The 16,317-nt window shown below is 65.8% G+C and carries 17 protein-coding genes; 8 read left to right on the forward strand and 9 right to left on the reverse strand.

The features are described from left to right. Positions 1-50 precede the first annotated feature (50 nt). From RPPS3_RS21790 to RPPS3_RS21800, 3 genes are all read right to left on the reverse strand, one after another. Entirely contained in the window at positions 51-1,049 is a 999-nt protein-coding gene (locus RPPS3_RS21790; RefSeq protein ID WP_107345913.1) for an SDR family oxidoreductase, read from the reverse strand. A gap of 66 nt (positions 1,050-1,115) precedes the next feature. Beyond that, complete coding sequence (locus RPPS3_RS21795) at positions 1,116-1,673, reverse strand: DUF4142 domain-containing protein (RefSeq protein WP_107345914.1); 558 nt, start codon at positions 1,671-1,673, stop codon at positions 1,116-1,118. Between the two features lie 66 nt (positions 1,674-1,739). Continuing rightward, positions 1,740-2,402 carry a TetR/AcrR family transcriptional regulator gene (locus RPPS3_RS21800; protein ID WP_199852236.1) on the reverse strand — a complete coding sequence of 221 codons (663 nt, stop codon included), beginning with the start codon at positions 2,400-2,402 and terminating at the stop codon, positions 1,740-1,742. Positions 2,403-2,482: 80 nt separating this feature from the next. Between RPPS3_RS21800 and RPPS3_RS21805 the strand changes: the two genes are divergently transcribed. Beyond that, on the forward strand, positions 2,483-3,274 hold the full coding sequence (locus tag RPPS3_RS21805; protein ID WP_107345915.1) for a crotonase/enoyl-CoA hydratase family protein: 792 nt from the start codon (positions 2,483-2,485) through the stop codon (positions 3,272-3,274). On the opposite strand, the gene RPPS3_RS21810 is transcribed toward RPPS3_RS21805, so the two are convergent. Both RPPS3_RS21810 and RPPS3_RS21815 read right to left on the reverse strand, forming a co-directional pair. Next, positions 3,262-3,957, reverse strand: coding sequence for a glutathione S-transferase family protein (locus tag RPPS3_RS21810; protein WP_107345916.1), 696 nt, complete (start codon positions 3,955-3,957; stop codon positions 3,262-3,264). The genes RPPS3_RS21805 and RPPS3_RS21810 overlap by 13 nt on opposite strands. Positions 3,958-4,273: 316 nt before the next feature. Next, positions 4,274-6,259 carry an alkyl/aryl-sulfatase gene (locus tag RPPS3_RS21815; protein ID WP_107345917.1) on the reverse strand — a complete coding sequence of 662 codons (1,986 nt, stop codon included), beginning with the start codon at positions 6,257-6,259 and terminating at the stop codon, positions 4,274-4,276. Positions 6,260-6,486: 227 nt separating this feature from the next. On the opposite strand from RPPS3_RS21815, the gene RPPS3_RS21820 reads away from it, so the two are divergent. The 4 genes from RPPS3_RS21820 to RPPS3_RS21835 are packed head-to-tail and all read left to right on the forward strand — an operon-like array spanning position 6,487 to position 11,307. Next, positions 6,487-7,539, forward strand: coding sequence for a hypothetical protein (locus tag RPPS3_RS21820; protein ID WP_107345918.1), 1,053 nt, complete (start codon positions 6,487-6,489; stop codon positions 7,537-7,539). 60 nt (positions 7,540-7,599) lie between these two features. Further along, on the forward strand, positions 7,600-10,662 hold the full coding sequence (uvrB, locus tag RPPS3_RS21825; RefSeq protein ID WP_107345919.1) for an excinuclease ABC subunit UvrB: 3,063 nt from the start codon (positions 7,600-7,602) through the stop codon (positions 10,660-10,662). Between the two features lie 58 nt (positions 10,663-10,720). Continuing rightward, the gene (locus RPPS3_RS21830) at positions 10,721-11,017 is read left to right on the forward strand and encodes a type II toxin-antitoxin system RelE/ParE family toxin (RefSeq protein ID WP_107345920.1); all 297 of its coding nucleotides are present in this window, start codon (positions 10,721-10,723) and stop codon (positions 11,015-11,017) included. 2 nt (positions 11,018-11,019) lie between these two features. Then, complete coding sequence (locus RPPS3_RS21835) at positions 11,020-11,307, forward strand: addiction module antidote protein (protein ID WP_107345921.1); 288 nt, start codon at positions 11,020-11,022, stop codon at positions 11,305-11,307. A gap of 43 nt (positions 11,308-11,350) precedes the next feature. Here RPPS3_RS21835 and RPPS3_RS21840 read toward each other — a convergent pair whose 3' ends face one another. Both RPPS3_RS21840 and RPPS3_RS21845 read right to left on the reverse strand, forming a co-directional pair. Continuing rightward, positions 11,351-11,659 carry a (2Fe-2S) ferredoxin domain-containing protein gene (locus RPPS3_RS21840; protein WP_199852165.1) on the reverse strand — a complete coding sequence of 103 codons (309 nt, stop codon included), beginning with the start codon at positions 11,657-11,659 and terminating at the stop codon, positions 11,351-11,353. A 322-nt stretch (positions 11,660-11,981) separates the two neighbouring features. Continuing rightward, a complete protein-coding gene (locus RPPS3_RS21845; protein WP_107345923.1) occupies positions 11,982-13,235 on the reverse strand; it encodes an acetyl-CoA C-acetyltransferase in 1,254 nt (417 codons plus the stop codon). Between the two features lie 213 nt (positions 13,236-13,448). Between RPPS3_RS21845 and RPPS3_RS21850 the strand changes: the two genes are divergently transcribed. The 3 genes from RPPS3_RS21850 to RPPS3_RS21860 all read left to right on the forward strand — a co-directional run bounded on the left by RPPS3_RS21850 (position 13,449) and on the right by RPPS3_RS21860 (position 15,396). After that, entirely contained in the window at positions 13,449-13,832 is a 384-nt protein-coding gene (locus RPPS3_RS21850) for a hypothetical protein (RefSeq protein WP_107345924.1), read from the forward strand. A 484-nt stretch (positions 13,833-14,316) separates the two neighbouring features. Next, a complete protein-coding gene (locus RPPS3_RS21855) occupies positions 14,317-14,748 on the forward strand; it encodes a nuclear transport factor 2 family protein (RefSeq protein WP_107345925.1) in 432 nt (143 codons plus the stop codon). 207 nt (positions 14,749-14,955) lie between these two features. Next, on the forward strand, positions 14,956-15,396 hold the full coding sequence (locus RPPS3_RS21860) for a hypothetical protein (RefSeq protein WP_107345926.1): 441 nt from the start codon (positions 14,956-14,958) through the stop codon (positions 15,394-15,396). 142 nt (positions 15,397-15,538) lie between these two features. Here the strand turns inward: RPPS3_RS21860 and RPPS3_RS24690 are convergent, their stop codons facing one another. Together RPPS3_RS24690 and RPPS3_RS21865 are read right to left on the reverse strand one after the other, a co-directional pair. Beyond that, a complete protein-coding gene (locus tag RPPS3_RS24690; protein WP_199851768.1) occupies positions 15,539-15,685 on the reverse strand; it encodes a hypothetical protein in 147 nt (48 codons plus the stop codon). Positions 15,686-15,833: 148 nt separating this feature from the next. Next, the gene (locus RPPS3_RS21865; RefSeq protein WP_107345927.1) at positions 15,834-16,316 is read right to left on the reverse strand and encodes a MaoC family dehydratase; all 483 of its coding nucleotides are present in this window, start codon (positions 16,314-16,316) and stop codon (positions 15,834-15,836) included. Position 16,317 lies beyond the last annotated feature (1 nt).

Raw genomic sequence — 16,317 nt, forward strand, 5'->3', positions numbered from 1 at the left:
AATGACGGAAGACATCGAGAGGCCTTCGGCGCTTCGACGGAGCGTAATCGTTACGGCAGTCCGCCGCCGCCCATCGCGCCATAGACCTGGCCGGTCGCGTAGCTGGCATCGCTGGCGGCGAGCTGGACGTAGATCGAGCCGAGCTCGGCCGGCTGGCCGGGGCGCCCCATCGGCGCCATGCTGCCGAACTTCTCAAGCTTCTCCATCGTCGCACCACCCGAGACCTGCAGCGGCGTCCAGATCGGGCCTGGCGCCACCGCGTTGACGCGGATGCCCTTGGGGGCGAGCTGCTTGGCGAGCGAACGGACGTAGTTGGTGGTCGCGGCCTTGGTCTGGGCGTAGTCGTACAGATCCGGCGACGGGTCGGCCGCCTGCTCCGACGAGGTGCCGATGATGCACGAGCCCGGCTTCAGGTGCGGCAGCGCCGCCTTGATGATCCAGAACGGCGCGTAGATGTTGGTCTTCATCGTGGCGTCGAAATCCTCGGAGCTGACGTCGAGGATCGACGCGCGGGTCTGCTGCCGGGCGGCATTGTTGACCACAATATCGAGGCCGCCGAGGCTCTCCACCGCACGCTCGACCAGTTGGTTGCAAAACTGCTCGTCGCGCAGATCGCCCGGGATCGCCACGCCATTGCGGCCCGCGTCCTTGATCAGCTTGATCACCTCCTGCGCGTCCTCCTCTTCGGCCGGCAGATAGTTGATCGCAACGTCGGCGCCTTCACGCGCGAACGCGATGGCGGCGGCGCGGCCCATGCCGCTGTCGCCGCCGGTGATCAGCGCTTTACGGCCGGTGAGCCGGCCCGAGCCCTTGTAGCTCTGCTCACCGTGGTCAGGTCGCGGATTCATCTTCGACGCCAATCCCGGCCATGGCTGCGATTGCCGCTCGAACGGCGGCTTCGGATACTTCGAGGTCGGGTCCTGCAGCGGAGCGGCGTCGGTCATGGTCTGAGCATCCTTGGCAAATGCCGGCGCGGCTGCGGCCGCGACGCCGAGCATGCCGGCACCCGCTCCGCCGACGACACCTCTGCGGGAGATCGTATTGGTCATGGCTGTGATCCTGTGGATGTCAGCGGCAACAGCCGCCTGACGCGATCGTTCCGGGCCGAAGGCCGGTTACTCGGCCGCCTTCAGCTGCGTCTGTACGGCGCGCGCGAGCGCCAGATGCTGGCGCAGGATCGGCAGCGTCTCGGATGCGAAGCGGCTGGCACCTTCGCTGCCGCGATCGGCGGCTTGGGAAAACTTCTCGATGTCCTTGCTGTGATCCTCGATCTGCGCCGCGAGGAACTTGCGGTCGAACTGATCGCCGGCGAGGCCCTTCAGTTCGGCGCGGGTACGTTCGCCCTCATCGCCCACGCCGTCCGGCAACTGCGCCTGAACGTCGTTGGCGAGCGCGGCGAGCCGGCTCTCGATCGCAACGTGATCGTTCACCATCAGCCGCGCGAACGCTTTCAGGGCCGGGTCGACGGCGCGCTTCTCAGCCAACAGACAGAGCTGAATCTCGGCCTGATTGTCTTCGGCCGCGAACGCCAGGAACTGCTTGTCGGCGTCGCTGAGCGGCTGCGGGTCGGCCCGTAAAGCCGCATGATGCGGCGGGTTCGCCGGCTGCGCCGCGGCAGGCCATGCCGCAACGGCGAGGAACGCGAGCGCGGCGAACACCGGAACGAAATTCATCGGGCAGCTCCGTGGAGAGGTGGGCGGCGAACCGCCCCCTCAACCGCCGACTCGACGTCCCGTTCCTCAGCGCTGGGTGCGAGACGCGCTGACTTTCGCCGCGCGCCGCGGCCCGCTCGCACGCGCCGGCAAGGCTGCCGCCACCAGCTTGGCTGCCGCCGCGCCCGCGGTCTCCATGTAGCTCGCATCCCGATGCAGCAGCACCACCGCGAACGCCCCATCGAGCAGCAGTAGCATCTGCCGGGCAAGTTCCTCAGGCGTGGCGATGCCGGCCTCAGCGAAGATCTCGCACAGCCAGCGCTCGAACTTCTTCTTGTGCGCGGCGCCGATCTTGATCGCCGGATGGCCGGGCAAATTGGCGAGCTCGGCCGAGGTGCGCAGGAAACCGCAGCCTTTCCATTTCGGATGCCGCGCAGCCCGCGCAAGATTGCGGAAGATGCCTTCGACCTTGGCGGGCAGCGCGCCCGGCGTCTCCTCGAACCATTGCCGGAACAGCGCCAGGTTCGGCTGATCGCGGCCTTCGAGATACGCCGCGACGAGATCGTCCTTGCTGCGGAAGTGATAATACAGCGTCCGCTTGGTGACGCCGGCCTTTTCCGCCACCGCGTCGACGCCGACGGCGCGGATGCCTTCGGCATAAAACAGCTTGGCGGCTGCGGCGACGATGCGCTCTCGCGTGGTATTGCCCTCGCGGGACTTCGGAGCTGCTGCTGACATTCGGACGGTCATCTCGCCCATGTATACCGACCAGTGAATATACACAATGCGATGCCCGCGGTAGCCATCGGGTGACCGATGGAGGCCACGACATGACCGAGCTGATCCCGATCGAGCTGCGCGACGGCGTCGCGCTCTTAACGCTGAACCGCCCCGACAAGCTGAACGCGCTGAACTACGCACTGATCGACCGGCTGATGCGGCGGTTGGACGCGATCGAAGTAGATGACGCGATCCGCGCCGTGATCCTCACCGGCGCAGGCGAGCGGGCGTTCTCGGCCGGCGCCGACATCGCCGAGTTCTCCGGCAGCGTCGCGCGCGGCGCCGACCACGCGGTGCGCGACTTCGTCCGCCGCGGCCAGACCATGACGGCTCGGCTAGAGAGCTTTCCCAAGCCGGTGATCGCAGCGGTGAAGGGCCTTGCTTATGGCGGCGGCTGCGAGATCACCGAGGCGGTGCATCTGGCGGTGGCGAGCGAGCGCGCCCGCTTCGCCAAGCCGGAGATCAAGCTGGCGATGCCGCCGACCTTCGGCGGCACCCAGCGGCTACCTCGCCTCGCCGGCCGCAAGCGAGCGCTGGAATTACTGCTGACCGGCGAGCCGTTTTCACCCGCGCATGCGCTGGCGATCGGCCTGGTCAATCGCGTGGTGCCGCATGGCGAGTTGCTGAACGCGGCGGATGCGCTGGCCCGGCAGATCATCCGGCATCCAGCCGGCGCAGTCGCGGCAGTGATCACCGCGGCGACCCGCGGGCTGAACCTGTCGATCGACGAGGGCCTGTTAGTCGAACGCGCCCAGTTTGCCGCGCTGGTCGGACGCGAAGAGCTGTCGCGCGGCCTCGCCGACTGGCAGACTCGGCCGCGCGCCGCGGTTCAGACCGGATAGCCAGGTGTAGCCCGGGCTAGGCCGCCGAACGCGTCCAGCAGCCGCTCGCGCCAAGCATAGACCGGGTCGTCGTTCTGCAGCAGCTGGAAGTCACTGACGACCCGAGCCCATTGGAAGCCGCCGAACACGATGTAGTCGGCGTAGTTCGGCGCGGTGCCGCCGATGAAGGCCTGCGTCTTCAGCGTCAGCCGTAGCGGATCGAGCGACTTGCGGAAGCCCTCGACCGCGCGATCGCGGGTTGCGGCGGTCTCTTCCAGCGTCCTTTTCAGCCGTGCCTCACGCGACTGCCGAAAATACACCGCGTCGTCCGGATCGAGCCGTTGGGCGATGTCGGCGACGATCAGCGGAAATAGGCCGCCGACGATCGCAAGATCGCCCCACCAGTTCAGCATCCGCGCCATCGCCCGGCCGCCCTCGCCGCCAAACAGCGACGGCCGATCCGGATAGGTGTCTTCGAGGTAGTTGGCGATCGCCCAGGAGTCGGCGACCGTCTTGTCGCCGTCGAGCAGCACCGGCACTTTCTCGGAGCCGTACGGCGCGATCGCCGCCTTATCGGTGAAGCGCCACGGAATCGTCTCCGCCTGCAGCCCCTTGTGCGCCAGCGCCATCCGCGTCCGCCACACGAACGGCGAAAACGGCCGGCCCACATCGGCCCCGACCAGTTCAAACAGTTTGAGAGTCATGTCGCGCGTCCTCGGGTCTCGCGTTGGTCGTGGGCGCTCGCCGAACATTCCGGCGCCGGGCGCTCGCCACACACGTCACGTCATCGCCGGACGAGGTCCGGCGATCCATCTCTTCAAGATGATGGATGCGCGGGTCAAGCCCGCGCATGACGGGACTGGTGATGCATCGACTGTCATTCCGGGGCGCCGCGTAGCGGCGAACCCGGAATCTCGACGTGCAAGGACAAAGAGGTGCTTCACAAGCTCGGGATTCCGGGTTCGCTCGCTCAGCGCGAGCGCCCCGGAATGACACTGTTATGGCAGTGTGCGCCGCCCCCTACTCCACCTTCGCCTTCACCGGCTCGATCACCTCGAAATTCGGCGAGAAGTCCTCGAACAAGCCGAACAGTTCGCGCAGCTTCAGCGGGTTGCCGGTGACCCAGAGGTCGCCGCTCAGCACGGCGCCGAGGAAGCCGCGCTGCTTCAGCGAGATCGCATCGAAGGTGGCGCGGTTCAGGGTGACGCTGACATCGGCGTTGTCGGACAGCTTGCCGGAGACGTGGGTCAGCGCCGAGTTCTCCAGGTTCATGGTGTAGGTTTCCTTCAGATCGGTGAAGGTCCAGTTCACCACGATGTGCTTGCCCTCGGCCTTCGCCGCATTCAGCCGCACCGCGAGGAAGTCGAACGCCAGATCGATCGACACGCCCTTGAGCAGATCGGGATTGGACGTCACCGAGTCGGTCTTGATCAGGCCGTTGCGCAGCTCCTGCGCGCCGAGCAGATAGGCGTTGCGCCAGGTCGACGCTTCGGCCTGATAGCCGAGCTGCTCCAGCGCGTCGGCGCCGAGCGCGCGGGCTTCGGTGTTGGACGGATCGGCGAACACCAGCTTGCTGGTCACCGTCGCCACCCAGCGATATTGCCCGGCCTTGTAGTCGTCGCGGGCGCGCGCCAGCACCGCGGCGGCGCCACCCATATAGTCGATCTCCTTCTTGGCCTGCTCGGCACGCGGCAGCGGATTGAGATCGGCCGGGTTGGCGTCGTACCAGCCGAGATAGGACTGATACACCGCCTTGGCGTTGTGGCTGACCGAACCGTAATAGCCGCGCGCGGCGAATTCACTCGTCAGCGACGGCGGCAGCGTCAGTCGCTCGGCGATCTCGGTCGGCGTCAGGCCGTGATTGAGCAGCCGCACGCTCTGGTCGTGGATGAACTTGTAGACGTCGCGCTGCTTCTTCAGATAGCCGACGACGCGGTCACGGCCCCACACCGGCCAATTGTGCTGGGCGATCACCACATCGGTCTTGTCGCCGTAGCGCTCGATCGCCTCGCCGATATATTTCGACCACAGCCGGCCGTCGCGGATCGCGGCGCCGCGCAGGGTGTAGAGGTTGTGCAGCGTGTGGGTGGTGTCCTCCGCCATGTTCAACACCTTGAACTGCGGATAGTACGCGATCATCTCGGACGGCGCTTCGGATTCTGGCACCAGATGGAATTCGATCTCGACGCCGTCGATGCTGCGGGTCTCGTAGGCCTGCTTGATCAGGTCGTTCGGCGCGATCAGCGACACCGTGCCCTTGGCCAGCGCCTTGCCGAGGCCGGCGTCGACCTGGCCGCGGTCGCCGACCGGCAGTTGGGTGCCGAACTGGAATTGCGCGCGGCGGCTCATCGCGTTGCCGGCGATGACGTTCTCAGCGACCGCATGTTCCATGAAGCCGGTCGGCGCGATCACCTTGACCTTGCCGCTGGCTGCATCGGCCTCGTCGATCAGGCCACGAGCCCCGCCGAAATGGTCGATGTGGCTGTGGGTGTAGATCAGCGCCACCACCGGCTTCTTAGGCCGGTGCTGGTAGTACAGATCGAGCGCCGCCTTGGCGGTCTGCACCGTCAGCGTGGTGTCGGTGATGATCAGCCCGGTGTCGCCCTCGACGATGGTGACATTGGCGATGTCGAGCCCGCGGACCTGATAGACCCGGTCGGCGACCTGAAACAGGCCGCTGGCGAGATTGAGCTGCGCCTGCCGCCACAGGCTGGGATTGACCGTGGCCGAGGGCTGATCGCCCTTGAGGAAGTCATACGGCTTCAAATCCCACGCCGCCGGCGCCCCCGGCGGGCCGGGGACAACGCCGTCCGGCAATGACGCGATCAGGCCGCGCTGCGCGTCCTCGAAGTCGGCGCGGTCGGCGAGCGGCAAGGTCTTGGTGATCGCCTCGTTGGCGGCGCGGGTCGCCGGCTCGGCGTCGTTGGGTTGCGCGGCGAGCGGCGTGGCCAGCAGCGCCAGCGCCGCGGCGGTCGCTAATATCATCGACGGTATTATTCGTGCCATGCTCAATCTCCGGAAGGGCACGGATCATCACCTGGTTCCCGCCGCAATGACCATTGCAATCCCGCCCGCGAAACCGAAATTTCCTCCCGCAATCTCGGCTCTCCACAGCTACGGTTTTCCCGCACTGCAAAGTATTCCGTAACGCGAATTGAACATGATCGCGCTTCACTGACACCACCAACGGCGGCGGCCCGCGGGACGCGCGGTTGGGCGGAGGGAGAGTGACGATGCGTTATTCGGCCGAAGATCTGCAGGCAGCGACTCAGGCTGGCGTCATCACGCCGGCGCAGGAGGGAGCGCTCCGCGCCTTCCTGGACGCAAGGCACCCGGCGGCAGCGAGCGACGGCCCGCGCTTCGATATCGTGCATCTGCTCTGGTACGCGGGCGCGCTGATCGTGATCAGCGCCATGGGGTTGTTCTCGACCATGGCGTTCGCCGGCCTTGGCGGCGCGGCACTGACCGCCACGGCACTGATCTACGCCGTCGCGTTCTGGTGGACCGGGCACTATCTGTGGCACGTGAAGAATCTGCGCACGCCGGGCGGGCTGTGTATCGCCGTCGCGGTCGGGATGATGCCACTGGCGGTGTATGGCGTGCAGGAGGCGTTCGGGCTGTGGTCGGAATTCGGCAAGCCCGACACCGTTCGCAGCTTCTACATCTGGGTCAAAGGCAGCTTCATCTTCATGGAGCTTGCCACCATCGCGGCGGCGCTGGTGGCGCTGGCGTTCTACCGCTTTCCATTCATCGTGTTTCTGATGGCGGTGGCGCTGTGGTTCCTGTCGATGGACCTGGTGCCGTGGATCACCGGCACGCCGCACGGCGATTTCGAAACCGCCCGCAAGGTCTCGATCGGCTTCGGCGCCGGCATGGTGATCGCCGCGGTGCTGGTGCATCTGCGCCAGCGCAGCAGCGACTTCGCATTCTGGCTGTACCTGTTCGGCGTGATGACGTTCTGGGGCGGCATCACCGCGACCTCGAACGGGACCAACCTGGACAAGGCGCTGTACTGCGCCATGAACGTCGTCTTCCTCGGCATCGCGGTGGTGCTGGGCCGGCGGGTGTTCGCGGTGTTCGGCGCGCTCGGGATTGCGATCTATCTCGGCGACCTTGCCGAAAAACTGTTCCGCGACTCGCTGCTGTTCCCGTTCGCGCTGTCGCTGATCGGCATCGCGATCATTGCCCTCGGGCTGTTCCTGCATCGCCGCCAGCCGGCGATCGAGGCATGGTGTGACGCGCGTCTTCCCCACGGGATGAAGCGGCTGCGGGTGGCGCCGGCATAAGCAGAACGCGCGCGGGCGGCCGCCCTTTATTCGCCGGGCGCTTCGCCCCATATTGCCGGCATGGCGAAGACTCCTGACAAGCCTGGCAAGCCGGCAAAAACCCCAAAATCCAAAGCACATCGGCCCGACGTGAAGCCGATTGGGCCGGCGCTGGCCGAACTTCTGAATCCGGCGCTCAATCGCGGTGACGCGGGTCTCGGATCCGGCACCGGCTTGCAGCAGCCGCCGGACAATTCGCACGACCGCCGCACCGGCGGCGAAGCCGCCGTGCATCGTGGCCGCGCATCGACGCCGAAGGTCGGCGACGGCGCCACGCCGCGGCCGACGGCGCTGCAGCCCTATCCGCAGCCGCCCGGCGCGAGCCGAGGGGGCCTGAACGAGGCGCCGCAGGCGAATTACGGAACCGCCGCCACCATTCCGACGCTCGATCCGGAGCTGGCGCGGCAGCTCGGCCTGCCGACCGAGGAGGACGACGCCGAAGCGCTGGCCCGTCCGCCGCGCAGCAAGATGGAGGCACTCGGCGTCAAGGCCACGGCCGACGCACTGGAGAGCCTGATCCGCGACGGCCGCCCCGAATTCAAGGGCGAGGACGGCGGCGTCAAGCTGTGGGTGCCGCACCGGCCGCCGCGCCCGGAGAAGTCCGAAGGCGGCGTGCGCTTCGTGCTGAAATCCGATTACCAGCCGCGCGGCGACCAGCCGCAGGCGATCAAGGAGCTAGTCGAAGGCATCGACCGCAGCGATCGCACCCAGGTGCTGCTCGGCGTCACCGGCTCGGGCAAGACCTACACCATGGCCAAGGTGATCGAGGCGACGCAGCGCCCGGCCATCATCCTGGCGCCGAACAAGACGCTGGCGGCGCAGCTCTACGGCGAGTTCAAGAACTTCTTTCCCGACAACGCGGTCGAGTATTTCGTCTCGTATTACGACTACTACCAGCCGGAAGCCTACGTTCCACGCACCGACACCTATATCGAGAAAGATTCGTCGATCAACGAACAGATCGACCGGATGCGCCACGCCGCCACCCGCGCGCTGCTGGAGCGCGACGACGTCATCATCGTCGCCTCAGTGTCGTGCATCTACGGTATCGGCTCGGTCGAGACCTATACGGCGATGACCTTCGCGCTGAAGCGCGGCGAACGGATCGATCAACGGCAGCTGATCGCCGATCTGGTGGCGCTGCAATACAAGCGCACCCAGGCCGACTTCACCCGCGGCACCTTCCGGGTGCGCGGCGACGTCATCGACATCTTCCCGGCGCACTACGAGGATCGCGCCTGGCGGGTGAAGATGTTCGGCGACGAGATCGAGGGCATCGAGGAATTCGACCCGCTCACCGGCCACAAGCAGGACGAGCTGGAATTCGTCAAGATCTACGCCAACTCGCACTATGTGACGCCGCGGCCGACGCTGATCCAGGCGATTTCCTCGATCAAGACCGAGCTGAAATGGCGGCTCGATCAGCTGCACGCACAGGGACGCCTGCTCGAAGCGCAACGTTTGGAGCAGCGCACCACCTTCGACATCGAGATGATGGAGGCGACCGGCAGCTGCGCCGGCATCGAGAACTACTCACGCTACCTCACCGGCCGCCGGCCGGGTGAGCCGCCACCGACGCTGTTCGAATACGTGCCCGACAACGCGCTGGTGTTCGCCGACGAAAGCCACGTCTCGGTGCCGCAGATCGGCGCGATGTTCAAAGGCGACTTCCGCCGCAAGGCGACGCTGGCCGAATACGGCTTCCGGCTGCCGTCCTGCATGGACAACCGGCCGCTGCGGTTCGAAGAATGGGACATGATGCGGCCGCAGACGGTCGCGGTCTCGGCGACCCCGGCGGCGTGGGAGCTGAACGAGAGCGGCGGCGTGTTCGTCGAACAGGTCATTCGCCCGACCGGGCTGATCGATCCGCCCGTCGACATTCGCCCGGCCCGCACCCAGGTCGACGATCTCGTCGGCGAAGTCCGCGCCACCGCGGCGCGCGGCTATCGCACGCTGATCACCGTGCTGACCAAGCGCATGGCCGAGGACCTCACCGAGTTCCTGCACGAGCAGGGCATCCGCGTGCGCTACATGCATTCGGACATCGACACCATCGAGCGCATCGAGATCATCCGCGACCTGCGGCTCGGGGCGTTCGACGCGCTGGTCGGCATCAACCTGTTGCGCGAAGGCCTCGACATTCCGGAATGCGCGCTGGTGGCGATCCTCGACGCCGACAAGGAAGGCTTCCTGCGCAGCGAAACCTCGCTGATCCAGACCATCGGCCGCGCCGCGCGCAATGTCGACGGCAAGGTGATCCTCTACGCCGATCAAATGACCGGCTCGATGCAGCGCTCGATCGACGAGACCAACCGCCGCCGCGAGAAGCAGATCGAATACAACACCGCGCACGGCATCACGCCGGAGAGCGTCAAGAAGTCGATCGGCGATATTCTGAATAGCGTGTACGAGCGCGACCACGTGCTGGTCGAAATCGGCGACGGCAAGGGCGCGGGCTTCACCGACGACGCCGCGGTGATCGGCCACAATTTCGAGGCGGTGCTGGCCGATCTCGAAACCAGGATGCGCGAGGCCGCCGCAGACCTGAACTTCGAAGAAGCCGCGCGCCTGCGCGACGAAGTCAAACGCCTGCGCGCCACCGAGCTCGCAGTGATCGACGATCCGACGGTGAAGCAGCGCGGCGTCGCGGCAAAGGCCGGCAGCTACGCCGGCGCCAAACGCTACGGCGACGCCGCGAACTTGCCGGCCGACGCTGGCAAAGGCGGACGCGGCAAGGCTGGAGCGCGCGGCGCGTCGGGCGACAGTGTTTCGCGAGGCGGTGCCGTCTCGTCACCCTCCCCCTTGCGGGGAGGGTCGGCCGAAGGCCGGGGTGGGGGTACCCCAGGCACAGCGTCAAAAGTCCACAAGCCCGACCTCGACGAAATGGGCATCGCCGGCTTTCACGAGTTCAAGAAGGTCCAGCGCCCCAAGCCGCGCAAGCCGACGCTCGATGAAATGGGGCCCGGCACGGAGAGCAAGATCTATCAGCCGACCTCCAGCCGCGAAGCCGGCCCCGAATTCGGCCCCTCCCCGCGCAGCACAGGCGGCGCGCCGGGAAAGCGGGGCGGGTGGAAGAAGAGGTAGCTGGCCCCCGGTTGCAAAGCCTAATTGTAGCGCTTAAGCTACAAATGAGGGCGGCCGGATGTCGACGATCCGAAAGACGCAAGAGTTCGAGCGCTGGCTGCGAAATCTGAGAGACAGCCGGGCTCGCGTTCGAATCCTTTTGAGGCTCGATCGGCTGGAGCTAGGGAATCCTGGCGATGTCGCTCCTATTGGCGAGGGTGTCAGCGAGCTCCGCGTCCACTACGGGCCAGGTTATCGGGTTTATTTCGTTGAGCGCGGCGCAACTCTGGTCGTACTGCTCTGCGGCGGCGACAAGAGCTCTCAGGCGGCTGATATCGCCACCGCGAAGCGACTGGCAAGAGAGTTGGAGGATTGAACATGGTGAGCACGACGCCGTTCGACGCCGCTGACTATCTCGATAGTCCCGAAATGATCGCGGACTATTTGACCGAAGCCTTCGCATCCGAGGATCCGGCACTCATCACCAAGGCGATTGGCGCTGTCGCGCGCGCCAAGGGTATGAGCGGCGTCGCGGAAGACACGGGCCTGTCCCGAGAGAATCTGTACCGCGCGCTCGGCGGCGGCGCGAAACCCGAATTTGCGACCGTGCTGAAGGTGCTGCACGCACTCGGCATCAGCTTAGTGGCACAGCCGAAGGTCGCGTAGACGGGGCGATATATTCTACCTCGGTCGGCAGAGCTTCAGCCGTCTACTGATCACTCAGAGCCTTTACCGCCTCCTCCACCTTCTTCCGATCTTCCACCAGCACATACTCCCCGCGTCCCAGCGTCGCCGCGCTCGCCGTAACCACCGCGCGCTTCGGGCAGATGCCGAGGCAGCTGGTGGTGACGAGCTTCGGCCGCTTGCCGCCCTGCGTGGCGGCGGCGTGCTTCAGTTCGGCCTTCAGCGCCTGCTTCAGCTTCTTGCCGCCGTCGATCTTCGACAGGCATTTGCCGCAGATCAGCACCGGCGGCGGGCGTTTGGGGCGAGCGATGGTGGGGGAGGATTTGGCGGGCATGCTGCAGATATGGTGACCATCGTCAGCGAGACCAATGACGCCCGCAGATGTTCCGTCATTGCGAGGAGGCGTAGCCGACGAAGCAATCCAGCTCCGTGCACGCGGCTGGATTGCTTCGCTGCGCTCGCAATGACGAAGCCGAGCGGAAAAGTCTCAAGAAGACGTGGATGGCCGGGACGAGCCCGGCCATGACGGCGTGGAGAGGTCGTGAAAAGCAAAAAGGGCGACGCAAGTGGCGCCGCCCTTTTCGATGACTTCAGCAGTGTTGCGCAGGATTGATGGGGTTCGCTGACGCTCAACCCATCCTACGCGTCCTCTCGCCTCACACCCGCTCGATGATGATCGCCGGCGCCATGCCGCCGGCGGCGCACATGGTGACGAGGCCGCGCTTGAGGCCACGGCGCTCGAGTTCGTCGAGCACGGTGCCGATCAGGATCGCGCCGGTGGCGCCGATCGGGTGACCCAGCGCAATCGCGCCGCCGTTGACGTTGACCTTGGAGCGGTCGAGGTCGAGGTCGCGCATGAACTTCTCGGCGACCACCGCGAACGCTTCGTTGATCTCCCAGAGGTCGATATCGTCCTTGGTCAGGCCGGCCTTCTGCAGCACCTTCTTGGCGGCCGGCACCGGGGCGTTGAGCATCAGCGTCGGATCGTCACCGATATTGGCCATTGCCAGGATCTTGGCGCGCGGCTTGAGGCCGTGCTTCTCGGCGTATTCCTTCGAGGTCAGCAGCACCGCCGCGGCGCCGTCGACCACGCCCGAGGAGTTGCCGGCGTGATGGACGTGCTTGATGTCGACGTTCGGATACTTCTGGTTGATCAGCTTGCGATAGGTGGTGCCCTTGTCGTCGAGCGGATAGTCGGCCATCGCGGTGAAGGCCGGCTTCAGTGCGGCGAGGCCTTCGGCGGTGGTTTCGGGACGCGGATATTCGTCCTTCGCCAGTACGACCTTGCCCTCGTCGTCGACCACCGGAACGATGCTCTTGTCGAAGCGGCCTTCCTTGATTGCGATCTCGGCGCGGCGCTGGCTTTCCAAGCCGAGCGCGTCGAGCGCCTCGCGGCTGATGCCTTCCATGCTGGCGATGGCGTCGCCGCAGATGCCCTGGTGCGACTGCGGATGCACCTTGGCGAGGCGGGCGTTGCCCGAGCCCATGCCGAGCGGCGGCTTGCCGGCCGCCATGTCCTCAGCGGCCATCGCGGCGGTCAGCGACATCATCTCGGTGCCGCCGGCGATCACCACGTCTTCCATGCCGCTCATGATCTGCGCCGCGGCGAAGTTCACCGCGGTGATGCCGCCGCCGCAGAAGCGGTCGAGCGTGGTGCCGGAAGCCTTGATGTCGTAGCCGGCGTCGAGCGCGGCCATGCGGCCGAGGTCGCCGCCCTGCTTGCCGCGCTGGGTCGAGGTCGACCAGATGATGTCGTCGACGTCGGCGGTGTTGAGCTTGTTACGTTCGGCGATCGCCTTCAGCACGGTGGCGGCGAGGTGCTGGGGATGCATGTCGGCGAGAGCGCCCTTTCCGACTTTGCCGATGCCGCGGGGGGTGCGGACTGCGTCGATGATGTAGGCGTCTGCCATCTTGTTCTTCTCCCGATGTTGTTTGCGGTTTGTTGGGGCTTGGCGGCGAGATTGTCCGAGACGAGAGCGAAGTCAAGCCGCGGCAGCGATGTCGCACCATGCAATCTGTGGCGCGCGCCGACTTATGCCGCGCGGCGGAACTGACGAATTGCCAACCGCGGTGCGCCTCTGCATAGTCGCGCGCCAACAAGACACTTCTGGGGGACTACCAACATGGCCGAGGCCGATCTCGACGCGATCATCCGGCAGCTCGCAAAACAGCAGACCAAGGCGCTCACCGCCGCGGTGAAGAAGCGCCGCGACGCGCTGCTGGCCCGCGCCGCCAAGGCCAAGGATGCCGGCGGCAAGGCACAGGGCAAGGCGCTGGCGACTGCCGCCTATGAGCAGGGTCTGGCCGCGGCGAAGCGGCTGCAGACCGCGGCCGACAACGCAGCCGATGCCTATGCCCGCGCGATGCGTAAGGCAGCCGAAGATGCCGCCGCGGCCGCCGCAGCGGCTTCCAAGCCGAAGCCGGCGAAGGCGGCGGCCGACAAGGCCGAGACCAAGCCGGCCAAGACCGGCGCGAAGAAGAAGGCGGCCAAGAAGGCCAAGCGCTGAGCCAGCTCGGCTGTTGAGATGGGCGAAGCGTCCGCCCGTCTCGCTCCAAGCCGGCGGCTTGCGCTCCGCATCTCCTCACGATCCGCGAATCAGATGGCGCAACGTGCCGCCATCTTGCGATGCTGATGCGCCGCGCGGCTCACCGGCCGGTATCGCCTGGCTGACGTTTGCAGCCTCGGTACGCTATCCGCCTCGGAGTATTCCGGACCCGCACGGGGCGATTACTCGATATCGGGCGCAACTACTCGAAAGCTGCAGAGAAGCCGGCAAAACCATGGCGGTTTGGCCCGACCGATGCCTGTGAAACGGGCGTTTAGAGCCGGCATTTCTAAATTTGTGCAATGCACAAAATGCGATTGCAATTAGCTCTTAGTGTAACTAATCGGAACCGACAGCGCAGCAAATTGCAAAGGGCAAGGCGACCACCGCGTCGCCAGGTGCCGCTGCTTGCATCGACAATCAACCTTTCCCAACGGGATTGCCAATGACAGAGCATAGTCTCTGGCGGTTCTCGCGTGCATTGCATCGCGCCCTCAACGACCGTCAGACCGAAGACCTCGCCACCATCATCGACGACAATATCGACTGGGCGATCTACGGCCCGATCGACATGTTTCCGTTCTTCGGCGCCCGTCAGGGCAAAGAAGCCGTCCTCGAAGTCTGCCGCCAGATCGCCGACAGCGTGCGGATCTATCGTTATCACCGGGAGTCGGTGATGCTGGGGATCGACTCCGCCGCCTCGATGGTCCGCTACTCGCTGACCGCCGCCGGCACTAACCGGCCGATCAGCGTGCGCATGGCGTTGTTCACGCAGTTTCACGGCGGCCGGCTGACCAATCTGCGGATGGTGCTCGACACCTTCGACCTGGTCGAACAAGCGCTCGGCCGCCCGATCCACCTGCCCAAGATCGCCTGAGACAATCGTCCCAGTTGTGGTGCTGCCGGCGTCTCCCCTGAGGCTGGCAGCCGCGTCGTTAATGGGACGTTGAGGATTGTCGCCGAAACACCGAGACGGCGCCGCAGAACGGCCGCGATGCGGTCAAATTGCGCTGGAGTCATGCGGCGGCAGATTACGTGCGGGGGATCCCCGCGCGGCGTGACGCTCACACAGGGGACCAACCGAATGAACGCCATTCCTTCCGAGAAGATCGAGACCACCGAAACCGACGAGAACCTCGCCGCCGTTTCCGAGGTCGAAGCCGGGATCCGCGACTTCGTCCGCAACGACATCGCCTATCTGCGCCGTCCCTCGGCGACGACCTCGACCACCGACACCGCTGCCGCTCCGGCCGCGACGCTCGGTCTCGAAGGCACTGCCGAAGCCGCGGTGAACAACGTCAATTCGCTGATCCAGCGCGTTGCCGGCACTTCGCTCGGCGAGATCGAAAACCTGATCGGTGAGCTGGAGACGCTGCGCGACCTGCTGCACGCCGAAGGTCAGCGGGTTCAGCGCGAGATCTCGAGCTACGCGCAGCTCAGCCAGGCGGCGATGAAATCGACCCGGATGATCGCCGACAACGTCGCGCAGTGGAAGCGCGCCGCCGAGACCCTGCGTCACGGCTGATCCGGCACTGCCGGGCGAGCCCGGCAATCACCGGCTTGAAAACGCAAAAGCAGCCATCGCGAGGTGGCTGCTTTTTTTGCGTGCGATCTCGGATTTTAGAGAGGATGGCCGGCGGGGACGCCGGCAGCCGCGAGCCTTAAGCTCAGCGGTCGGAGAGCGTAGTCGCGGAGTCGAGGCTGTAGGAGCCCACCGCGTAACCCTTCACAACCATTCCGGTGGTGATCATCACCGCCAGCGTCACGGTGGCGAAGATCACGCCCACCCATTTCAGTCCAGCTTGGTCAGCCATTGTCTTCAATTCCCTCAGCCCTGCGTTCGTCGACCGTGACGCTCGCAGGGTTCACAACGTCTTAATATCCCGGCCGTTCCGGGGCCGTCTCGGTCAAAAGCCTCGCATTTGGTTAAAATGCGAACGGCTGTGTCCCCCTCGCCTCAGTTCACTCCGCGTTCGGCCGGCGCGGCACGAACGCCGTGGCGAGGAACGAGAACACCACCTCGCCGCGCTGATTGATCCCGGTGTTACGGGCCTGCATGATTCCCCACTGCGGCCGCGAATCAGACGGCCGCAGACTTTCGACCTGCTTGTAGTAGGTGATGGTGTCGCCAGCCAGCACCGGCTTGAGCCAGCGCAGCTCGCGAAAACCCGGGGACGGACCGCCGGTCGCCACCAGCTCGCCGCGCTTGGCAGCCTCGGCGGATTCCCGCTGAGCGTCCGCCACCATCAGCTTCATGCACACCGCGGCGACGTGCCAGCCCGAGGCGGCGAGGCCGCCGAACAGCGAGTTCTTGCCGGCCTCCTCGTCGAGGTGGAACGGCTGCGGATCGAACTGCGCCGCGAACGTCTTGATCGCCTCGGCCGTGAACGTGAACGTACCGACCTCACGGCGTTCGCCGATCGTCATGTCTTCCAGGAAACGCATG

Source organism: Rhodopseudomonas palustris, assembly GCF_003031265.1.
Lineage (GTDB): Bacteria > Pseudomonadota > Alphaproteobacteria > Rhizobiales > Xanthobacteraceae > Rhodopseudomonas > Rhodopseudomonas palustris_H.

Excerpts from the sequence above, each read along its gene's own strand:
- RPPS3_RS21790 (WP_107345913.1), bottom strand. The coding sequence starts at position 1,049 with ATGACCAATACGATCTCCCGCAGAGGTGTCGTCGGCGGAGCGGGTGCC.
- RPPS3_RS21795 (WP_107345914.1), bottom strand. The coding sequence starts at position 1,673 with ATGAATTTCGTTCCGGTGTTCGCCGCGCTCGCGTTCCTCGCCGTTGCG.
- RPPS3_RS21800 (WP_199852236.1), bottom strand. The coding sequence starts at position 2,402 with ATGACCGTCCGAATGTCAGCAGCAGCTCCGAAGTCCCGCGAGGGCAAT.
- RPPS3_RS21805 (WP_107345915.1), top strand. The coding sequence starts at position 2,483 with ATGACCGAGCTGATCCCGATCGAGCTGCGCGACGGCGTCGCGCTCTTA.
- RPPS3_RS21810 (WP_107345916.1), bottom strand. The coding sequence starts at position 3,957 with ATGACTCTCAAACTGTTTGAACTGGTCGGGGCCGATGTGGGCCGGCCG.
- RPPS3_RS21815 (WP_107345917.1), bottom strand. The coding sequence starts at position 6,259 with ATGGCACGAATAATACCGTCGATGATATTAGCGACCGCCGCGGCGCTG.
- RPPS3_RS21820 (WP_107345918.1), top strand. The coding sequence starts at position 6,487 with ATGCGTTATTCGGCCGAAGATCTGCAGGCAGCGACTCAGGCTGGCGTC.
- uvrB (WP_107345919.1), top strand. The coding sequence starts at position 7,600 with ATGGCGAAGACTCCTGACAAGCCTGGCAAGCCGGCAAAAACCCCAAAA.
- RPPS3_RS21830 (WP_107345920.1), top strand. The coding sequence starts at position 10,721 with ATGTCGACGATCCGAAAGACGCAAGAGTTCGAGCGCTGGCTGCGAAAT.
- RPPS3_RS21835 (WP_107345921.1), top strand. The coding sequence starts at position 11,020 with ATGGTGAGCACGACGCCGTTCGACGCCGCTGACTATCTCGATAGTCCC.
- RPPS3_RS21840 (WP_199852165.1), bottom strand. The coding sequence starts at position 11,659 with ATGCCCGCCAAATCCTCCCCCACCATCGCTCGCCCCAAACGCCCGCCG.
- RPPS3_RS21845 (WP_107345923.1), bottom strand. The coding sequence starts at position 13,235 with ATGGCAGACGCCTACATCATCGACGCAGTCCGCACCCCCCGCGGCATC.
- RPPS3_RS21850 (WP_107345924.1), top strand. The coding sequence starts at position 13,449 with ATGGCCGAGGCCGATCTCGACGCGATCATCCGGCAGCTCGCAAAACAG.
- RPPS3_RS21855 (WP_107345925.1), top strand. The coding sequence starts at position 14,317 with ATGACAGAGCATAGTCTCTGGCGGTTCTCGCGTGCATTGCATCGCGCC.
- RPPS3_RS21860 (WP_107345926.1), top strand. The coding sequence starts at position 14,956 with ATGAACGCCATTCCTTCCGAGAAGATCGAGACCACCGAAACCGACGAG.
- RPPS3_RS24690 (WP_199851768.1), bottom strand. The coding sequence starts at position 15,685 with ATGGCTGACCAAGCTGGACTGAAATGGGTGGGCGTGATCTTCGCCACC.
- RPPS3_RS21865 (WP_107345927.1), bottom strand. The coding sequence starts at position 16,316 with ATGCGTTTCCTGGAAGACATGACGATCGGCGAACGCCGTGAGGTCGGT.